This window comes from Microcoleus sp. Pol12B3 (assembly GCF_036701355.1).
Taxonomy (GTDB): Bacteria; Cyanobacteriota; Cyanobacteriia; order Cyanobacteriales; family Microcoleaceae; genus Microcoleus.
Genome location: NZ_JAUBQS010000054.1, coordinates 21,399 through 41,248, shown reverse-complemented (window position 1 = coordinate 41,248; position 19,850 = coordinate 21,399). Strand labels below are relative to the sequence as shown.

General features: G+C 46.9%; 12 protein-coding genes and 1 pseudogene. 9 read left to right on the top strand and 4 right to left on the bottom strand.

The window, feature by feature from the left end:
* Positions 1 to 77: 77 nt before the first annotated feature.
* Positions 78 to 716, top strand: a pseudogene (locus QUA53_RS22395) (transposase family protein); the annotation flags it as partial.
* 177 nt (positions 717 to 893) lie between these two features.
* Positions 894 to 1,481: a cytochrome b gene (locus tag QUA53_RS22390; protein WP_333099857.1), complete on the top strand. Its 588-nt coding sequence runs from the start codon at positions 894 to 896 to the stop codon at positions 1,479 to 1,481.
* Between the two features lie 85 nt (positions 1,482 to 1,566).
* Here the strand turns inward: QUA53_RS22390 and QUA53_RS22385 are convergent, their stop codons facing one another.
* Entirely contained in the window at positions 1,567 to 5,259 is a 3,693-nt protein-coding gene (locus QUA53_RS22385) for an alpha-mannosidase (protein WP_333099856.1), read from the bottom strand.
* Positions 5,260 to 5,441: 182 nt separating this feature from the next.
* On the opposite strand from QUA53_RS22385, the gene QUA53_RS22380 reads away from it, so the two are divergent.
* The 4 genes from QUA53_RS22380 (at position 5,442) to QUA53_RS22365 (ending at position 11,256) form a co-directional block, all read left to right on the top strand.
* The gene (locus QUA53_RS22380) at positions 5,442 to 7,439 is read left to right on the top strand and encodes a hypothetical protein (protein ID WP_333099855.1); all 1,998 of its coding nucleotides are present in this window, start codon (positions 5,442 to 5,444) and stop codon (positions 7,437 to 7,439) included.
* A gap of 78 nt (positions 7,440 to 7,517) precedes the next feature.
* Positions 7,518 to 7,634 carry a photosystem II reaction center protein I gene (locus QUA53_RS22375; RefSeq protein ID WP_039887172.1) on the top strand — a complete coding sequence of 39 codons (117 nt, stop codon included), beginning with the start codon at positions 7,518 to 7,520 and terminating at the stop codon, positions 7,632 to 7,634.
* Between the two features lie 293 nt (positions 7,635 to 7,927).
* Entirely contained in the window at positions 7,928 to 10,459 is a 2,532-nt protein-coding gene (locus QUA53_RS22370; RefSeq protein WP_333099854.1) for a DUF3769 domain-containing protein, read from the top strand.
* 125 nt (positions 10,460 to 10,584) lie between these two features.
* Complete coding sequence (locus QUA53_RS22365; protein WP_333076657.1) at positions 10,585 to 11,256, top strand: hypothetical protein; 672 nt, start codon at positions 10,585 to 10,587, stop codon at positions 11,254 to 11,256.
* A gap of 128 nt (positions 11,257 to 11,384) precedes the next feature.
* On the opposite strand, the gene QUA53_RS22360 is transcribed toward QUA53_RS22365, so the two are convergent.
* Complete coding sequence (locus QUA53_RS22360) at positions 11,385 to 11,894, bottom strand: phycobiliprotein lyase (RefSeq protein ID WP_333099853.1); 510 nt, start codon at positions 11,892 to 11,894, stop codon at positions 11,385 to 11,387.
* 339 nt (positions 11,895 to 12,233) lie between these two features.
* Between QUA53_RS22360 and QUA53_RS22355 the strand changes: the two genes are divergently transcribed.
* Positions 12,234 to 12,398 (top strand): hypothetical protein, encoded by a 165-nt coding sequence (locus QUA53_RS22355; RefSeq protein WP_333099852.1) that lies wholly within the window; start codon positions 12,234 to 12,236, stop codon positions 12,396 to 12,398.
* A 202-nt stretch (positions 12,399 to 12,600) separates the two neighbouring features.
* A complete protein-coding gene (locus QUA53_RS22350; RefSeq protein ID WP_333099851.1) occupies positions 12,601 to 14,832 on the top strand; it encodes a hypothetical protein in 2,232 nt (743 codons plus the stop codon).
* A gap of 396 nt (positions 14,833 to 15,228) precedes the next feature.
* Here the strand turns inward: QUA53_RS22350 and QUA53_RS22345 are convergent, their stop codons facing one another.
* The gene (locus QUA53_RS22345; RefSeq protein ID WP_333099850.1) at positions 15,229 to 16,638 is read right to left on the bottom strand and encodes a heterodisulfide reductase-related iron-sulfur binding cluster; all 1,410 of its coding nucleotides are present in this window, start codon (positions 16,636 to 16,638) and stop codon (positions 15,229 to 15,231) included.
* A gap of 174 nt (positions 16,639 to 16,812) precedes the next feature.
* A complete protein-coding gene (locus QUA53_RS22340; protein WP_333099849.1) occupies positions 16,813 to 18,129 on the bottom strand; it encodes an FAD-binding oxidoreductase in 1,317 nt (438 codons plus the stop codon).
* Between the two features lie 97 nt (positions 18,130 to 18,226).
* Here QUA53_RS22340 and QUA53_RS22335 point away from each other — a divergent pair, with 97 nt between their 5' ends.
* Positions 18,227 to 19,690 (top strand): ATPase domain-containing protein, encoded by a 1,464-nt coding sequence (locus tag QUA53_RS22335; RefSeq protein WP_333099848.1) that lies wholly within the window; start codon positions 18,227 to 18,229, stop codon positions 19,688 to 19,690.
* Positions 19,691 to 19,850: the final 160 nt, after the last annotated feature.

Here is a 19,850-nt window from a genome sequence, read left to right as displayed (position 1 = left end):
CTGACCTATCTTTTTTTATCACAAGTTGGTCAACGCCTCACCTGCTCTGAGTTCTGACGGGGTTGTCACCCCGTCAGCGAACATATTTTCATATTGGGACAAGTTGGGGAGCGTCTGAATCAACTATTTTCCCGCTTGTAACTAACATCGAATCAACTTTAATGAAAACAAGAAAGTTCCGGATTCCGGGGAAAAAAGCATTACTCAAAAATTCTGATTATCCAAAAGTCGCGGTGATGGATGTCACGAAAACAGCTATTGAAAAACCCAAAAATAAACAGATAAAATGTTATTCACTCAATAAAAAGCAGCAGACTCTAAAAACTTAAATTATTAATTTCTCTAGAAACCAAAGAGATTATTTGCACTGCTTTTGGACAGGGCGTTGCCACGATTTCAGGTTGTTTAAAAAAGAAAAAATCATTTTCATCCCGCAACAGATACCTTACAAGATAGTGGCTATAAGGCATAAAGGACGATCGGCAGAATAGTTATATTCCCAGAAATAAACCTAAAAATGGGCAGCCTGCTCTCTTAGCAAAAAACTTTAATCTAACTCTAGCCCAGAAAAGAATAGGGAATTGAACACGTTAATCGGACTCTCAAAATTTTCTCTCATTTAGTCGAGTCGTTATCGGAATCGTCGTCGCCGTTATGGTTTGCATTATAATTTGTTGTCAGCAATTTACAATTATGAGTTAGCTCTAGGCGATTAAATTTAAAGACTTTAATTATAACATATATTTTTTTGGCAAGAGGTCTAGTGAATTCGACTTAATAAATATTTGTAATAAGTAAGTTAAGTAAATCTTATAATGCACAATGTGCTACGGGCTTTAGTCCGATAGTTTATACTTAATCTTGTCCAGCAAACGCTAAGGAGGTAAGGAAGAGTGAGTACCCAACCCGCTGCGAAACCCAGACTTAATTCTGCGTTCAAACAACTGATGTCCTTACACTGGGTAATGTCAGGTTGCTATTTAGTGCTGTTTATTGGCGGTATTTCTATGGCTCGATTGCCAGGACAATTGTTTATTCGAGGCCCCCTTTACGATTTTCACAAATCCGTAGGAGTGCTGACAATGGCTTTACTGACTTGGCGGATTTTAACTCTGCTGCGGGTATGGTGGAAAAAATATACGAAACGCCTGCCAAAGTTTACAAAGGAATGGTACAAAAATTTTGCTCTGCACGCAAGTTTGTACGTTTTTATGTTGCTAGTTCCGGTTGCTGGTTTCTTGCTTTCTAACTCTTACAAAAGTAACAATGTGAAATTTTTCGGAATTGTTTTGCCGGATATGTTTCCCCACAATTCCGCAATAGTTGATATGGCTAGGAGTTTGCATTTTTGGCTGGCGTACACATTTTTAGCGTTCGCGATTTTGCATATTATAGATCAGAAGAAAGTTGTGAGGGCTAATTGGCGCCGATTGGCAAATTTTGTTCGCACTAAGTTCGCAAAGTCTCAAAAGGTTGGATAAATTTGCGATGGGTACTATTCTCAATTGGTAGTGGTAGGGTGCACGCTGCCTACCTTACATAATTAGTTGATGCGTCCAGGACTATTTAGGATAAATTGACTGCAAAACTCGCTATTTTCCACGGTGATATTCTGAAACTTCTCCCATCGTCTGACTTCTGAGGCAAATTTATGGGTTGTTCTAATAAATCGACAGGCTGGCTAATCGCCAAACCAAAATCGCTCTTGAATTCCAACTTCGCCTCTTCACCATGACACTCGCAACACCGCAAAATCCAGACATTAGAATCGTCTTCCGATTGTTTGAAAGCCATCAGCACTAAATTTTCGGCGGACAAATCCAAAAACTTGCCAACTGCGGGCAGAGTCTTGTGGCTATTTTCCTCTAACTTGGGTACCACCTTTACTAGCAGTGGTAAATTCAATTCGTACCCCTGTCGAACCGTACCTGCCTCCTGCCAATTTCCGCTGTGGGGATAAACTGCACAAGTAAATTCGGAAACTCCTACATCTGCTTGTTCATCCGGCCAAGTCGAGGCGCGAAGCAAAGTCAGCCGAATGCGATTCGGTTGAAGGGCACAACCGTATTTGCAATCATTGAGCAAACTCACTCCAAAACCGTCATTGCTGATATCAGTCCAGCGCAAAATCGGCACTTCCCATTTGGCTTTTTCGGCGGCTGTTTGCGGCTTGGTTGTGCGTGCGATCGCACCGCCGGGAATTTCGCAAGTTGCAAAATCTGCTTCTACATTTAACCCAAAGGCTGCTTTTACTAAAACGTGCTTTTCTTGCCAATCTGCAACTGTCTTGATTTTCAGCAGCGGCGAACCTATTTCTACTATATAATCTTGGCAAAACTCCGATTTGCCAATTTGTCGGACTACGCGCAAACTCTGCCGTATTTCTCCCTGTGCTATCCAGGAAATATCTTTCAGTATCGGCGCTGGTAGTTGATGTTTTTCATAATTTGGGTCAATGTTCCAAGCATCCCAATATTGACCGCTGTCTTGAAATGCTTGCAGTTGATTGCCGCCTGCTGCATTCAGGACTTCTCGGTTATTTACTTTATCCCAAATGCTGGATAAATCCCCGGTTTGTCCGTCTATTGTTGCCCGAATAAATTCATTTTCTAAAACCATTTGTGCGGCGGCAAAAGGCGTTTCTTGACTAACTGTGTTTTTTTGTGCTATACCGTATGTAAGTTTTGATAACTCTGTCTTTTTTTCAGTTTCTGGACTCGCGGACGCATTATCCACAGTTTGAGCGTCTTCGCGACACAGCCAAAACACCTGGTAGCCAACGGCAGGGAGATTATTTGCCCAGAATAATAGTTTAGATTCAGATTCGAGTCGATCGCCCCTGACAATCTGCGAAGCCAGTCGCCGTCGGGACAAGTCGTAAATTTGCCAAGCTGAATCAGCAGCATCGGGAAGCGGTACAGCGACAACCTCAGAGCGCGACCAATTGAGAGTATTGAAAATCAAAATCGGTTGAGCGTCGGGCTGCGGAGGATTCGGCAGAGAAATTTTAGCCGAGATTGCATCCAAAGATTTTAACAGGATTTCGCGACAAGTGCGATCGACCTCGGTAAAGGCTAGATTAGCATCGGCGTAGACTTGGGCGATCGCAGAACCGGGCAAAATATCGTGAAACTGGTTAAACAAAATCTGTTTCCAAGCAGATTCTAACTCGGATTTCGGATAAACCGCACCAGTACCAATCGTTGCCAGCGAAGACAACAACTCCGCTTGGTAGAGCAATTCTTCGCAGCGACGGTTTTGGCGTTTTTGGTCGGCGTGAGTCGTGTAGCAACCCCGGTGGAATTCTAAATACAGTTCGTCTTTCCAAATGGGAAGAGTTTTGAGTTGTGAGATGGGAGGATTTGCATCCTTCATTGCCGACAAGTTTGAAAATTCTAGCGCCCCCAAATTCTCCTGATTGTCGGATTCTGGAACATCGCTTTCTGGCTTAGTTGTCGTAACTTCCGGCAAAAACTGACTCTCAATCAAAGACAAATAATCAACCGTTTTCGCAAACTCCAACCTTGGGAAAAAAGGCGACATTTTCCAGCGTTTCGCCACCTCCAACATATCACGAGTCGGGCCACCGCCGTGGTCGCCAACCCCAGGCAACCAAAGAGCATCTTGCAAATTAGTTTTAGCTTGCCAGTCAAAAGCATAACTTGCCATTTTCACAGATTCTATACTTTCGCCAATTGGAGGAGACATCATGCTAAATATTTTCGTACCGTCCAACCCTTCCCACCAAAACGCACCGTGGGGAAATTCCGTTGTATCGTTCCAACGCAACTTTTGCGTCACAAAATAGTCAACTCCGCCTTGCCGCAAAATCTGAGGTAATTGCCACCCAAAACCGAAAGTATCCGGTAGCCAAGCCACCCGCATCAATTCCCCAAATTTTTCTTTTGCGTAACGCTGTCCGTAAAAAACTTGCCGCAGCATTGATTCAGCGGAAATCAAGTTTAAATCCGGTTCTACCCACATCCCGCCGACAACTTCCCAACAACCGGCCGCCACCTGTTTTTTAATCGCAGCAAATAAGTCCGGCCGATGTTCTTCCATCCAAGCATAAAGCGCCGGAGTTGAATGGCAGAAAATTAAATCGGGAAACTCCGATTGCAATTTCAATACCGACTCAAAAGTTCGCTTTGCCGCTTCCCAAGTTTCCGGGACAGGCCACAGCCAAGCTAAGTCTAAATGAGCGTGACCGACCAAATAGATTTTACCTGTATATATAGATGTCCGATCGCCAATTTCTCCTATATATATAGATGTAGCCTTGCCGTTTTCTCCAACCTCCGAAACTTCCTCTCTTCTTCCTCCCTCTGCGCCCTCTGTGCCCTCTGCGGTTCCCTCATCCAAATCCTTAGAAAAAGATGTCCCATCGCCACTTTCTCCTATATATATAGATGTAGTCTTGCCATTTTCTCCAACCTCAAAAACCTTCTCCCTTCTTCCTCCCTCTGCGGCCTCTGTGGCCTCTGCTGTTCCCTCATCTAAATCCTTAGAAAAAGCCCGCAGATATCCAAGTAAATTCTGTCGCAAAACAGACAGGGAGCGATCGAACTTTTCGCGATCGCCCACCGCCGACCAATCAATTAAATCCATCGCCAAATCAATCTCAGATTTGAGCGTTTCCCCCTTGACAAACATGGGGCGATTTGCTATTGTTTTGGTGGAGAGGTATTGGGAATTTAGATTTTCTAAATTGTGAGTTAACGAATTTTGCAAAATCTCTAATTCGGCAGCCACAAAACCCGGATCGAAACAAGAAGAGTCAGCAGCTTCATACAAACAAATCGATCGCACTAAAGCACCTTTATCGTGACCCGGACTTACCAACCGCAAAATTACTAAAAATTCATCTCCGGGATTGGCCGACGAACTCAACAAAACTCGATCCGCAAAATCAAATAAATCTCCCTGTCCGACTAACTCGCCGTTGACAAAAATTTGAGCATCTTCTGCCCACCAAGTCAAGCCCAGCAGCAACCGCAAACCAACCACAGGATAGCCGTACAAATTGTCAGGAATTACAAATTGCTGGCCTAAATACAAAACTTGCTTCCCAGACGGCCAAGCAATATGTCCTTTGCTGTTAAGTTCAGCAACAGGGCTGTTACAAATATTTACCGAAGAGACAGCCGAGTCAGAATCGCAGTACCTCCAACCAGACTGAACCTCCACTTGGCTGAGGCGGCGCAACTTCTCGACAGTGGCAGAAATATTGTTGCTAGCAGGTGACACAGAAGCGCTCATATTTCGCTAAAATAGGAATTGTGTATTAATCAAAAATTGGATTGAACCGCCCCGACGCAAAGGACGCGAAGAAATAAAGGTTTCAGAGGGTTTGAAGCTGCGATTAAGATCTCGCTTTGATTTTACAGCAATATTCAGCTATTCCAGCGCGAATCAAAAATCTGAATTCAAGAATAAAACTTATGTCCAACGGTTACTACGGCCCATACCAAAGCCGACTATTAAATTTTATATCGAAACAGTCCCGCCAACTCGCTGACAATTGCGATCGAACTTGGCGTCAAATTAAAGAAACAACTCTCACCGCCACCCAAATTCTGCTTTATCCAGCTTATTTGCTGGTGCAAAGTTCCCGACTGCTAGGCCGACAGTTGCGGGAATCAAGTCAAAAAGTAGATTTACCGGAATTGCAAGAATTTGGCGGGGACGAAAATGCCGATTTGCCACAAAATTGGTATCAGGGGGAAACTTCCGAGGAAAGTTCGCTCGCCGAAATTTTACACCTAGCCGAAAATTTACTAACATCCTCGCAAACTGCGAAAACTGTAGCCAGCTTCCCGCTGTTAATTAATCAGGGAAATACTGCTAGCGATTTACATCCGGCAATCAATTTTAGCGGACAAATCACAAAGCATCAAACAACTTCCGTCTTAGAACACCCGCTGGCTAAAACTGAATTAAAACCGCAACCGAAAGTTGAGGGAATTGCCAGTTTTATCCCAGCCCGCACTTTAGTATTGGTCGGAAAAGAAAATCAGATATTAGATATTTTGACACCCGAACAGCAGGAACTGCTCGAAGGTCGCATAACTTGGGAAGTAGCCAACTGCGGGCCCGAACGGCGGGAAATTACCCAAAAAGAATTAAAATTTAATCTCGGTTTGGAATCAGCGGCCAAAAAAGCGCAGTTGCCGCCGGTGCGTCGTTTTTGGGAATTGATGGCATGGCTTCAGACGAGTCCGGTTGCTCTGAAAAGAAATCAGTTTGGAGAATCAATCCTCGCAGTTAAAAAATCGATCGACCGCAATGCCATCCTAGTCCAAAAAGCCCGCGCCCAGATCGAAGCAAAAACCGCACAGCAGTCAATTGCGGCATCGAATTCGATCGACCACAATACCCCAAAACTAGAAACTAATTTTAACAGCAAGTTCGATCGACCCCCTACTCCTCTCTCCTTTGTTACATTACTCGATCGCGCCGCCGTCAACATTGAGGAATTAACCCTGCCGCCATCGGCAAAAACAACCGCCGCACCCACAGAAGCCCCCGGAGTCAAACTTAATACATCCGGCACAGACGCCAATGTAGAATTGTCAGCCCGCGACATCCTCGAAAAATACGCTCGCAACATAGAACAAATGATTTGGTCGTCAGTAGACCACCTTTTGGGCAAAGAAACGGCAGCAAGTGATAATACGGAGAAATCAGTCGCAATTCAGTATTATTTGAAACAGCGACAAGAACTAGAAAACACACAAAATAGCCCAGAGGTCGATCGGCCTTGGCTCAACTGGCAAGACTTATTCGGGGAAGCAGCACCTCCGCATTTAATAGACGGCAGTTCCGAACCAGAGGCAGTCGTTCAAAGCGTAATATCACAAACCCGCCCCAAAGTCAAGCATGAAATTGCCGAATTAGGAGAATTGCCCGAAGGTCGATCGACCGCAGTCTCCATATCCCCTTACCCCGAAGCACTTCACCGCCTGCTGGGGCAGCTAAAACAGAGCTTGCTCGTCGCAAAAAGCCCAACAAGTCAACCCCAAACAGCATCTGATTTATCTGATTTAGCAGTTACTCAAAAAAATAGCTCTGCACTAGCAGCAGAATCAACCCCAGGGCGCGCGCCGGAAACCCAAGTGCCAAAAAACACAAACCCGAACACCGCACAAAACCACCAATCCCCAGCAGCAATCACCGCGCAAACTAGCAGATACACCCCCGCAACCCCCGCAAACCGCGCTGCTGCTGAACCCAAAAATCCCAGCGCAGGCGTCCCACCGGAGGGCGAATACTTAGAAACAAAAGCTGAATCGATGGGATACATTAAGCACCCCCTAGAACAAGTGCTCGAATGGCTCGATCGAGTTATGCTGCGGCTAGAAAACATCGCCGAGCAACTCTGGAATTGGGCAAAAATCAACTTGCCAAAAATCCTCAAAAGCAAAGATAAAATTGACTAATCTTTAGCTTATGATAAAAAAGTTGCTGCAACAGCAGCAAATCAGCTCAGTATTATGCCATCTTTGGAGACTCCCACAGTGCTAACCCTCAAAATCGTAGTTAATGTAGTTGTTTTATTTTTTGTTTCCCTGTTCATATTTGGATTTTTGTCCAATGACCCGGCCCGGAACCCCAACCGCAGAGACATGGAATAAACAAGTTATTCCGGCCGCTTGCTGGGGGCGCGTCACCGCAGCCCCTGCAACAGCCGACAATCCCGCAAAAATTAGTCGAACAAAACTTGACCTCGCACCAGCAGCGAGGTTATCTTGTGGCGGAAGCAAGTTCTCAAAGCAGCCATATTCCGGCGCGCCAAAACCACTGCAAATTTTAGATGTCAGATTAATCTCTAAACAGTTGCCTTTTAGATGCAAAAATTTTCAATAATTTGCACCCTATAAAATCTAAAATCTAAAATCTAAAATCGGATGACTTACCTGTTGTAACTATGCCCTATCCGGTACCGCCGCCAGAACCCCCTGGCATCATCTACATCGCAAAGCCAAAAAAAGTCGCCCTCACTGTCGCGGCCGGCGATGGAGACACCCGCAGCAACCCCGCAGAAATACCGGAACCAAGCCCAGATATCGTTCAGCCACAACCCACACCAGCCCCAGCAGAAGCCGCAGCCACACTCCTCGGCACTACTCCGGCCACCGACCAGCCTCCAGCAATCGCCGACCCCCTAGCAGCAGTGGAAAGCGGCGAGGCAGTGGTGGGATTTCAGCGTCGGGATCCTGTGGTAGAACCCCAAACTGCGGAAACTCCAAAAGATTCCTCGTTTACGGCTTACCAATTGGGTTCGGTAGAAAATGCTATTGCCATTCGCAATCGAAAACGAACCGCAGAGGCGCAGAAACAACAGGAGAGGAATGTTGTCGGAAAGCAGGAAAGTTGGTATCAGGCCCAAGGCCGGCAGTTAGAAAATAACTCTCCCGAACCTGCGGAGATTCCCGTTCCAGAACCCGCCCCGGAACCAGCACCCAGCGGGCAACAGCAGTTTGACATTCCCACACCAGGAACTGCCCCCGCACCCAGAACACCCGCTGCGCCGACACCGAAACCTAAACCAGCCGCCCGGCCGGGAGTCCGCACCCCCCCTTCTGGGCGGACTGTACCTTTTCCGGTAACTCCGGCCGATACTATTGAAGTTAAGGCTGACAGCCAAGAATTCGACGACAAGCAGCAAATTGTCACGGCGGTTGGTAATGTCGTTGTGCGGTTCCGGCAAACTGTGATTGATGCCGATCGAGCGATCGTCAACTTAGTCACCCGCCAAGTGGTAGCATCCGGCAATGTCGCCTATACCCGCGGCCAACAAGTAGTGCGCGGCCAGCGGATGGAGTTCAATCTCGGCCTCAACAGCGGCGCAGTCGAACAAGCAAGGGGCGAAATATTCCTGCCCGCAGCAGGTACCGAATTGACTCCCACACTGCCCACAGATATCAGTGCCGGGACGATTCTGGAACAGCCGCTGAGCGATCGAATTACCAGCCAGCAGCCCCTGCGCGGAGTAAAATCCCCCGGCGCTGCTACAGTGACTATCGGCGGCGGCGGACAGCTAGCAGCCCCCCAAGTTACTGGTGCGGTCAACCGCGTCCGCTTTGAAGCAGAACGCATCGAACTGCTGCCAGACGGCGCGAGGGTAGCAACCAACATTCGGCTTACTAACGACCCGTTTTCCCCGCCGGAATTTGAATACAGGGCCCGGAGGGCGACGATTAGAAGGATTTCGCCCACCGCAGAGGAATTGGTCACAACTAAACCCCGCTTGGTGTTCGACAACCGGGTGAAAATACCCGTGTATCCCCGCAGGCAAGTGTTTGACAGCCGGCAGCAAAACGGCCCGTGTTTGACTTTTGGCTACGACGGGGGCGACAGAGGCGGTTTGTATGCCGAGTGCGGTTTTGAGGTGTTGCAAAACGGGCCGGTGCGGCTAACCCTGACACCCCAAATTTACCTGCAGCGGGTTGTGGCAGAGAACGGCGGTAATCCGTTTTCTCCCGACAGCTACGGGCTGAAAGCGAGGTTACGCGCTAGTCTCGGCCCGCGCACCAGCCTGGACGGATCGGCAATATTTCTGAGTTTGGAAGATTTCCCGAATTTGCCGGAAAACAGCTTTCGGGGCAATTTGCGCCTCCGACAGTTGATCGGCACTCACTCTCTGGCAGCAGAATACAGTTATCGCGATCGGCTGTTTAACGGTTCTCTGGGCTATCAAACCGTGCAGAGCAGCCTCGGGGCAGTCCTGACTTCCCCAGTCATCCAACTCGGAAGCACTGGCATCAATCTCAGCTACCAAGCAGGGTATCAATTTATCAATGCTGACACCGATCGAGCAGACTTGCTCGAACCAGTGCGCGAAAATAACCGCATCGATCTCGGCCGCGCCCAAGTCAGCTTCGCCTTGAGTCGCGGCTTCAACTTGTGGGAGGGCGAACCGCTGCCCCGCACTCCCACCCAGGGTTTGAGGTATACGCGGACGCCGGTGGTTCCTTTCTTGCAACTGGCCTTGGGACTCCGGGGAGTTGGCACTTATTACAGCAGTGGCGACAGACAAAATTCGCTCGCTGGCAGTGTCGGCATTCAAGGGCAGTTCGGTCATTTCTCCCGCCCTTTCCTCGATTACACTGGGTTTAACGTGACTTATACCCAGGTGGGGCGCGACGGTATATCGCCGTTTTTATTCGATCGCTTAGTAGATTTGAGAGTCCTGTCTTTTGGGCTTGTCCAGCAAGTTTACGGAGGGTTTCGAGTTGGATTTCAAAGTGCTATTAATTTAGAAAGCGGGGAAACTATCAGTACGAATTACACTTTAGAATACAGTCGCCGCAGCTACGCAATCATTTTGCGTTTTAATCCTGAGCGTCAAGTCGGCAGCCTGACTTTTAGAGTTAGCGACTTCAACTGGAATGGGACTCCCGAACCTTTTTCCGGGGACGCGCGAACTGTAGAAGGAGGCGTGCGTTTATCCGATTAATTCAATTGGCTAATTGGGCGTTGGTAATAGGTAATGGGGAATTGGTAATTGGGTAATTGGAACCAAAAGACAACAGTCAACAGATAACAGTCAACAGATAACAGTCAACAGTCAACAGACAACAAATGACAGAAGTGACGGCAATATCTGCACAAGCAGCGGCTCTGCTGGTTCACTACGGTTTTGACCTAGGTGGCAAAAAAGCCGAGAAATTGGCGGGTGAATGGCTGACCAAGTATCCCGGCTATTGGCTGCGTTTAGCAGTGGTTGAAGCCCTTTATCAAGGCCGCTACAAGGCTGTTTCTGTGGGACAGCTATTGAGTATGTGGCATCGGATAGGTCAACCTCTCTATCATTTCAATCGCGAGTTTGAACGCTTGGTATGCAATAATTTTCCTCAAAATTTAACCGGGGAAAGTGCTGCTCAACTGTCACCGGAAGATATACTTTTATCTAACCCGGAATCGGAAGTAACTGCCGCAGAGTTAGATTTGCGTGGGCCGTCAGAGGCGCAACTTGATGTGGGGCTTCATGCAGAAGTCCCAAACACAGAGGCAGAGGAAACAGGAAAATTACCTGCCGCCGACGATCGCACAAAAGAAAATACAGAATTTGTAGTATATGAAGATGTGGCTGTTACCGCCCTCGCGGATCGAGCCGAAGCCGAGCACAAATTAGCGGACAAACCTGTGGCAAAATCATTCCCAGTTGTCAAACACACTGATTTTCATACCAAGTTAAAAGCGATTGCCAGAGAAGGCAGAAGAAAGAAGGGAGAAAGCAGAAATAGGGTGTAATATCCTTTTCGATTGTCGATAAAAGAATTAGGAATGACTGATTAAGCTCGTGATTTGGAGCTGCCTACAGTTGCATTTTTTTGTGGAAGTGGTGTAATGTTTGGGAATTACATAGTTGTTTGTGAGAGTTAATTTTTCGGACTTCCTCCCATCCGAATCTCCGAACAAAAAGATGCTTGTTCGGTACCGTTAGCTTGCTTAACAATGCTAGTCCGCAGCCGCAGGTTGGGCATGAGATACCACAGCCTTTCTTCGGCATGGAGGGTGTCTGATTCTGTAATCAATGTCAGCACGTCGTCGCCCATCACGTAGCGGCCGTTACCCTTGTCTTGCAACACTTTGCCTTCGCTGGGATTGTCGGGATTTGGTACGATCGCTAATATTGTAGAACCGATTTGTTTAGCTTTGTCGCGATCGGGAATACCGTCCCAACTAATCCGAACCCCCTTTAGCCCAGTTGAAGCCGGGTTAATCGAGTGTTGTTGGCAAAGTTTGACGACTGCTGCATCGCTAGCTGTCAGTATTTCTATTTTGAGGTCGGATTTACCCGCCTGCAATTCGCCAGAATGGAGATTGTGTACGGTACGCTGGGAAAACCATTTGCCTGCACTTAACTCGAAAAACTCGATAACATCCATGAAATTTGTCTCTAAAGTCAATACTGCTTTATTTGCGATCGTGACTTGCGCGCTCTGGAGTCAGAAATCCGGTTTCTTCCTGCGTACCTAGCGGTCAAACCAATGATTTTGTTTAGAAACCCGGTTTAAGAGTGCAAGTCCTTTTCTATATTTTAGAGGAAGGGGGCGCACCTGCAAAGCTTTCTGAGAGCTGTGGGCGAAACAGATTGCAGATACTGTTGAGGTACAAAACCCAACCAGGGGGACATCTGCCTTGCTGATGCGGCCGACTTGACAGAAAATTAGAGCATCCGCCATCATATTTCGTTATAAAAAGTCTTTTTCGCACATTAAATAGGATTGCGATACCTGAAATTTTTTAGCTTTGACAGTGTCGATCGATCGACCATCGTCGCCCAAATACCAGGTATGTTAAGAAAAACAACGATATATGCGAACTTTTATCGATCGATCGGTAAATTGGGCGTTGCTGAGTCGAATGATATTGGCGGCGATTTATTGTAATCGCACTGCTTGAAAATTCTCAAAGCAGACTTCGACTAAAAAACCAGCAATTCATCGAACCATCACCAAACCGAGGACAGCAAGCCCGTAGCACATAGCATTCAAATATGTCATGCTAAGTCAAGAGAAAAGATTCTCGATCGGCTTTTCGGTAGGGTGCAGCTAGCGATCGCATACATTTTAAAAACACATCCGTAAATTTATGACCGAGTTTAAACAAGGGCTGGATAAAATGCAGCCCGCAGAACAGAGGCACTACCTGGGAATCCTGCCAAGTCAGCTAGCAGCGACTTCAGACTCCGAAAAATTATACAGCTTACTAACAGATTACAATTTTATTAAAGCCAAGCTGTCAGCATCGGGAGTACAGGCGCTAATAGAAGATTACGATTTAGCAACAACTCCCGATATTATTATCTCAGACCAAAAAGCCGACCAACTCAAATTAATCCAAGAAGCAATTCGGCTGTCTGCCCACATTCTAGCCACAGATAAAAGCCAACTAGCCACCCAACTAATAGCCCGCTTGATGTGCTTTGAAAGTCCAGAAATTCAAGCACTGCTAGCACAGGCACAACACCAAACATCCCCCTGGCTGCGACCGCTAACGCCCAGCTTTACTCCTCCTGGCGGGCGATTGCTGCGTACCCTCACCGGACATACAGACTGGGTACAAGCTGTAGCAATTACCCCCGACGGCAAGCGGGCAATTTCTGCGTCCTCCGACCACAATCTCAAAATTTGGCACTTAGAAACAGGAGAAGAACTTTCCACCCTCAAAGGTCATCTTACCTACGTCAATGCTGTAGCTGTCACCCCCGACGGCACTAAAGTAATTTCCGGTTCTTGGGACAATACCATTAAAATTTGGGATTTAGAAACTGGGAGAGAAATATTTACCTTTGCAGGCGATACTTTTGCCGTAGAAGCAGTAGCAGTAACTCCCGACGGCAAGCGAGTAATTTCAGGTTCTTGGGATGGCAGTATTAAAGTTTGGGATTTGACAACTAGGGAAGTAATTTTTAACTTCAAAGGTCATAGCAGTTTTGTCCAGTCAGTAGCAGTAACTCCTGATAGCAAACGGTTGATTTCCGGGTCCGGAGACAACAGCATGAAAGTCTGGAACCTAGAAACTGGAAAAGAACTTTTTACTCTCACGGGTCATGAAGACTGGGTAAAAAGTGTAGCAGTTACTCCCGACGGCGAACAAATAATTTCCGGCAGTTACGACGGAACTGTTCAAGTCTGGAGTTTGTCAGAAAGAAAGCAACTTTTCACTTTAGGAAAACACAGCAGTTTCGTTCAAGCTGTGGCAGTCAGTCCCGACGGTAAACGGGTAATTTCGGCTTCCGGCGACAAAACGCTCAAAGTTTGGAATCTGGAAACAAAAGAAGAACTTTTCACTTTTACCAATCACATCGCCCCAGTGAATGCTGTGGCTGTTACCCCCGACGGCAAGCGGATAGTTTCTGGTTCCTCTGACAAAACTCTCAAAGTTTGGCACTTAGAAAGAGGCAAAGAAAATGTATCCTTTGCACGTCACGATGACTGGGTAAATGCTGTAGCAGTGACGGCGGACGGTACGAAAGCGATTTCCGGTTCAGGAGACAACAGCATTAAAGGATGGAATCTCAAAAACGGACAGGAAATTTTTACTATTTCGGGACATCAAGATTGGGTAAAAGCGATCGCAATAACACCGGATAGCAAGCGAGTAGTTTCGGGTTCCGGCGACAAAACTGTGAAAGTTTGGGATCTAGAAACCAGAAAAGAAATCTTTACTTTCACTGGTCATACAGACTGGGTAAATTCTGTGGCAGTGACGGCAGACGGAACGATGGCGATTTCCGGTTCGGCAGACAAAACTATTAAAGTTTGGAATCTAGAAACAGGAGAGAAACTTTTTACTTTTTCAGGTCATGAAGACGGGATAAAAGCGGTGGCAGTTACTCCCGACAGCAATCGGGTAATTTCGGCTTCCGGCGACCAAACTCTGAAAGTTTGGAGTTTGGGGAAAGAAAAGAATATTTTGACAAATTTATGGAATTTAGCCGTCAAAAATCTACTTTTCACTCTCAAAGGTCATGAGAGTTTTGTGAATGCTGTCGCAGTTACAGCGGACGGCAAATGGGCAATTTCTGGCGGGCGGGAACACAATTTGAAAGTTTGGGATTTGTCAAGTAGAAAAGAAGTTTTTACTTTGACAGGTCATGCTGATGCGGTAACATCTGTGGCGACTATGGGAACAAAGGCAATTTCTGTTTCCGACGATAATACTCTCAAAGTTTGGGATTTGTTAACTCGAGAAGTAATTGCTAGTTTCAGGGGAGATAGTGCTTTGAAAGCTTGCGCTATTGCACCTGATGGGGTGACAATTGTGGCGGCGGAAGCTTCGGGACAGGTGCATTTTTTAAGGTTAGAAGAGGGGAAATAGTCATTAGTGATCAGTCATTAGTCATTAGTCATTAGTTATTAGTCATTAGTTATTATGCCGATCGCACTTTTGCTAAAATTTAAAAGTGCGATCGGTCTTTCCCCCATCTAGTTTACAATTGTTCCGGGTCAATTCCCATCGCTCGCAGTCTTTCTGCCAGTACAGCAGCCCGCTGTTGGGCTTGTTCTGCCCGCTGTTCGGCTTGTTCCAACCTGCGAGAAACCTCCTCCTAACTTGCAAACAGTTCGCCGTCAGGGCGAGAAATTTGGAACTCTTCACCCGACGCTCCTCTGTGGAACCGGCGCCCCGCCTGTGAATTCATGCAATTCATTAAAAAAAATCTCATTCACAAAAGAGCGCATCGAAAATAGGGCGGACACCACCCGCCCTACAAAACTACTTCCTCAGCAACTTCACGCCCCGAATCGAATAATCCAAAAGCTCAATGGGGTGCATCAAAGTAACTTCCTTTCCCTGCAACTCCAAATGCTTCTTAATCTGCAAAGAACAACCCGGATTAGAAGAAGCAATCAACTCCGCGCCAGTATTCAGCAAATTCTCCACCTTTTGGACTCCTAATTCATCAGCAATCTCCGGCTGAAGCATATTGTAAACCCCGGCACTCCCGCAGCACAAAGCCCCATCCACAGGTTCTTTTAACTTGACACCAGGAATTTGTTGCAGCAACTGACGCGGCTGCAAACTAATCTTTTGCCCGTGCAACAAATGACAAGCATCCTGATAAACAATTGTCAAATCTCCCTCAATCAAAGGATTGAGTTTGGCCGTAATTCCCGCACTTGCCAAAAACTCTTGCACGTCCTTAACATTAGCAGCAAATTTCTCAGCTTTCTCCCGATATTGCGGGTCATCTGCTAAAATGTGACCGTATTCTTTCAAAGTATGACCGCACCCAGCAGCGTTGATAATCACAAAATCAACGCCAGTATTTTCAAAGCTATCAATCATTTGTCTTGCCAAAGCTTTCGCCTGTTCCGCTTGCCCTTGGTGTTCCGGCAAAGCAGCACAGCATCCCTGACTTTTCGGAATCACAACCTCGCAACCGTTAGCCGTCAAAACTCTCACCGTAGCTTCATTAACCGGCGAAAATAACAGCCGCTGCACGCAGCCTAAAATCACGCCGACTCGATAGCGTTTCTCCCCTTGTGCCGGAATTACTTCTGGTAAATTATCCCGGAAAGAATCGACAGTAACTTTCGGCAAAATTGATTCCATCGCCGCCAAGCGGGGAAAGACTTTTTTCAGTAAACCTGTTTTGCGAACAAGTTTTGGCAGTCCTAATTTTTGATAAATAAACAGGGGTACAAGCAAAGGCCGCAATCTGTGAGGATAAGGGAAGAGATTAAAAATCAGAGTGCGAATTACATTGTCGGAAAAAGTGCGTTCCTGATTTCTAGTAACTTGGTGGCGAGTGGCGGAAATTAATTTGTCATATTGAACTCCCGACGGACAAGCTGTAACGCAGGCTAAACAGCCCAAACAAGTATCGAAATGCTGTGAGGTGGCTGCGTTTAAAGGTGCGTCGCCTTCGTTAATTGCGTCCATTAAATAAATGCGACCTCTGGGGGAATCCATTTCTTTGCCGAGTACGCGATAACTCGGACAAGTGGACAAGCAAAAGCCGCAGTGTACGCAAGTATCGATTAAGTTTGGATCTGGCGGATTGTTGGCGTCGAAACCGGGGATTTCCAGGGTTTGTAAGTGGGGATTTTGTGCTAAAAAATTACTTTCTTTGGCTGGTTTAAAATCGTCGCTGGGAACTGGAGATTTTTCTGAAGTTTGCATATATATATTACCTAATTGTTTTTCTTCGTAGCAAGGACTTTAGTCAGCTTAATGGAATTTATCCTGAACCTTTATATGTAGGTTTGCAGCGCGAAATTTCCCGCTATAAGTAGCGTGTAAAACCACTTTTTACAGAAGTCCTGAACGAATCAAGTCCTGACTACAAACTTTAAACTAAATACCGCTTATAAAACGATGGGGACTCAAAAGATTTTCCGGGTCAAACTGCTGTTTAATCCGGCCCATTAAATCGATCGCACTTCCAGTATAGCCCCAAACATCTAACTGTTGCTTGATGTCGGTCGGCGCTGCTAAAACAGTCAGAAAACCGCCTTTAGCTTCGCACCCTCTGCGTACCTGCAACAGCGTTTGGGCCGTCGCAGTCTCAAACCGCAAAACCCCCAAACCGCTGCCTGCATGAATCCAAGCGTCCTGTACGGGCAATTCGTTAATTGCCGTTACAGCTTCCGACGGTCGGATTCCTATTTTGCAAATAATTGCCGACTTTGTGGCAGAATCCCGCATTGTTTCTGGCAATCTTTGCCATAACTGATGCTCATCATTTTCGCAGCAGCTACTGCCTTGCAAACCCAACTTTTCGGCAACTTCCAGTAAGCGGGCTGATTGTTGTTTAACACTTTCTGCGATACTTTGAAATCTGACGATTAATCCCGTGCCCTTTCCTAAGCCTAATTTTGCAACTAATTCAGGTGAGAGCAAATCAACGGCACTTGGTGTCAAAGCAGAGGATAATAAGATTTGAGCCGTTTGGGACAAAGCATTTATTTCCCCTGTCAGCACTACGGTTCCCGATGATTCAGGCAGCGGATAAACTCGGAAAGTTACTTGAGAAATGACGCCCAAGGTGCCGTAAGCACCAGTAAGCAGTTTCATCAAGTCGTAGCCGGCGACATTTTTAACAACTCGACCCCCGGCTACCGCAATTTTACCGTCCGATCGCACAAAGGTAATTCCCAACAGCAAATCGCGCACCCCCCGATAGCGATGGCGCAAGGAACCCGCATCAGCAGTAGCGACAATGCCGCCCAAAGTTGCCTCTTGCGGATATGCTGGATCGATCGGCAAAAATTGACCTGCTGCGGCTAAAATTTCCTGCAAATCCGCAAACTTCATTCCCGCTTCTGCAGTTACGGTTAAATCGCCCACAGCGTGTTCTACAAGCCGGTTCAGCCGCGCGGTGCTCACGGCAATTTTGACTCCCTTGACTAAACCGCCCCAATCAAGTTTGCTGCCGCTGCCACAAGGCAAGACTGCACAGCGATGTTGCTGCGCCCAAGCAATAACAGCCGCCAGTTCTTCCTGAGTATTCGGGTAAACGGTACAATCTATTTTCGTGTCCGGGGCAACTGCTTTTTCTACCCGTTCTTGCCAAAATGGCTCTGTATCTTGCCAGCGACAGATGCCAGCAGCCCCGACAATACTTTCTAATTCTTGTATGCTTACGTAATTTTCGGTAGAAAAAGATTTCATGAAGGTTATCAGACGCCCGGTAAAAAAAATTATCAAAACACTGCCTAAAACCATTAAATATTAATACGGGCCCGATATTCAAAACATGAAAAAACAAATGTCTCAAAACCGAATTTCTCTGGGAATTACCGGTCTCAACGAAGTGATTGGCGGCGGCCTAATTTCTCAACGCTCTTATCTGGTGCGCGGCGGCCCGGGTACTGGCAAGACTACACTGGGCTTTCACTTTTTGGCAGCAGGTGTGGCTCTGGGAGAAACCCCCCTGTTTATTACTTTAGGAGAACCGGAAGCGCAATTGCGGGCCAATGCCGCAAGTCTCGGTTTTGATATGGAAGCGATGGCGTTCCTGGATTTGAGTCCATCGTCAGAATTCTTTACAGAAGTTCAGACTTATGACATTTTCTCCCCCTCCGAGGTTGAGCGAGAACCGACTACACAAAAGATTATCGAGCGAGTCCAAGCTGTCAAGCCACAACGGGTGTTTTTGGACGCAATCACTCAATTTCGCTACTTAGCGGCAGATGAGTTTCAGTTTCGCAAGCAAGTTTTGTCTTTTCTGCGGTTTTTGGTGGAAGGGGGGGCGACGGTGGTGTTCACCTCCGAAGGCACATCAAGTTCTCCCGACGACGATTTGCAATTCATCAGCGACGGAGTAATTTATTTAGAACTATTGACAGAAGGACGCGCCCTCTCTGTCACCAAGCTGCGAGGCTCCAACTTCCGCAGCGGCCGCCATTCGCTGCGCCTGACTCAGGCTGGTATGGAGGTATATCCGCGACTGCTGCCGGACAACTATCAACAGGATTTTGTGGCTGAAGCAATTTCTTCTGGGGTTCCACAAATTGACGAACTACTGCACGGGGGGCTGGAACGGGGGACTGTGACGGTGATTAGCGGGCCTAGCGGCGTTGGTAAAACGACGGTGGGCATTCAGTTTATGAAGGAAGCTGCAGGAAGGGGGGAGCGATCGGTAGTTTACATTTTTGAGGAGTCAACTTCTACTCTGCTGCAGCGCTGCGAATCAGTTAACATCCCGGTTGGGGCGATGATGGGGCAAGGAAGTCTTTCGGTGATACCCGTGGAACCTTTGCTGTACTCGCCAGATCAGTTTGCCTGTATGGTTCGCCAGGAGGTGGAGCAGGAAAAGACGCGGATTGTGATGCTTGACAGTATTTCTGGCTATCAGCTTTCGATGCAGGGGCAAGATTTGGTGAACAATTTGCACGCTTTGTGTAAGTATCTGAAGAATATGGGAGTCACCGTTATCTTGATTAATGAGGTAGAAGCCATTAGCGGAGATTTTCGGCTGACCGAGATCGGGATTAGCTATTTGGCGGATAATCTTCTGTTTATACGCTATATGGAACGCCAACTGCATAATAGGACAGAAATCCGCAAGGCGATCGGAGTAATTAAAAAACGAGTCAGCAATTTCGAGAGAACTCTGCGAGAACTTGAGATTACTCGCTACGGCATCAAAGTCAGCAAACCGATACGGGGGCTGCGCGGCATTTTGAGTTCGGCGCCGGTATGGGTTGAGGGGGGAGCGGATGAAGATTGAATCGGGGTTTGTCCTGCTGTTTTGGGGCAAGTGCAGCTAATTTTGGAGTCGTGAATCTACTAATGAGTAGGGGGCGCACCGCGCACCTCACAACTAGCCTAAGTCCTGGAAAACTTAAATATATTGGTAAATTTGTGTATTTTTCGACTTTTATCGTAGT

What these genes read in the sequence shown, in the direction of transcription:
- QUA53_RS22385 (WP_333099856.1), bottom strand. Translation starts at nt 5,259, where the DNA reads ATGAGCGCTTCTGTGTCACCTGCTAGCAACAATATTTCTGCCACTGTC.
- QUA53_RS22380 (WP_333099855.1), top strand. Translation starts at nt 5,442, where the DNA reads ATGTCCAACGGTTACTACGGCCCATACCAAAGCCGACTATTAAATTTT.
- QUA53_RS22370 (WP_333099854.1), top strand. Translation starts at nt 7,928, where the DNA reads ATGCCCTATCCGGTACCGCCGCCAGAACCCCCTGGCATCATCTACATC.
- QUA53_RS22365 (WP_333076657.1), top strand. Translation starts at nt 10,585, where the DNA reads ATGACAGAAGTGACGGCAATATCTGCACAAGCAGCGGCTCTGCTGGTT.
- QUA53_RS22360 (WP_333099853.1), bottom strand. Translation starts at nt 11,894, where the DNA reads ATGGATGTTATCGAGTTTTTCGAGTTAAGTGCAGGCAAATGGTTTTCC.
- QUA53_RS22350 (WP_333099851.1), top strand. Translation starts at nt 12,601, where the DNA reads ATGACCGAGTTTAAACAAGGGCTGGATAAAATGCAGCCCGCAGAACAG.
- QUA53_RS22345 (WP_333099850.1), bottom strand. Translation starts at nt 16,638, where the DNA reads ATGCAAACTTCAGAAAAATCTCCAGTTCCCAGCGACGATTTTAAACCA.
- QUA53_RS22340 (WP_333099849.1), bottom strand. Translation starts at nt 18,129, where the DNA reads ATGAAATCTTTTTCTACCGAAAATTACGTAAGCATACAAGAATTAGAA.
- QUA53_RS22335 (WP_333099848.1), top strand. Translation starts at nt 18,227, where the DNA reads ATGTCTCAAAACCGAATTTCTCTGGGAATTACCGGTCTCAACGAAGTG.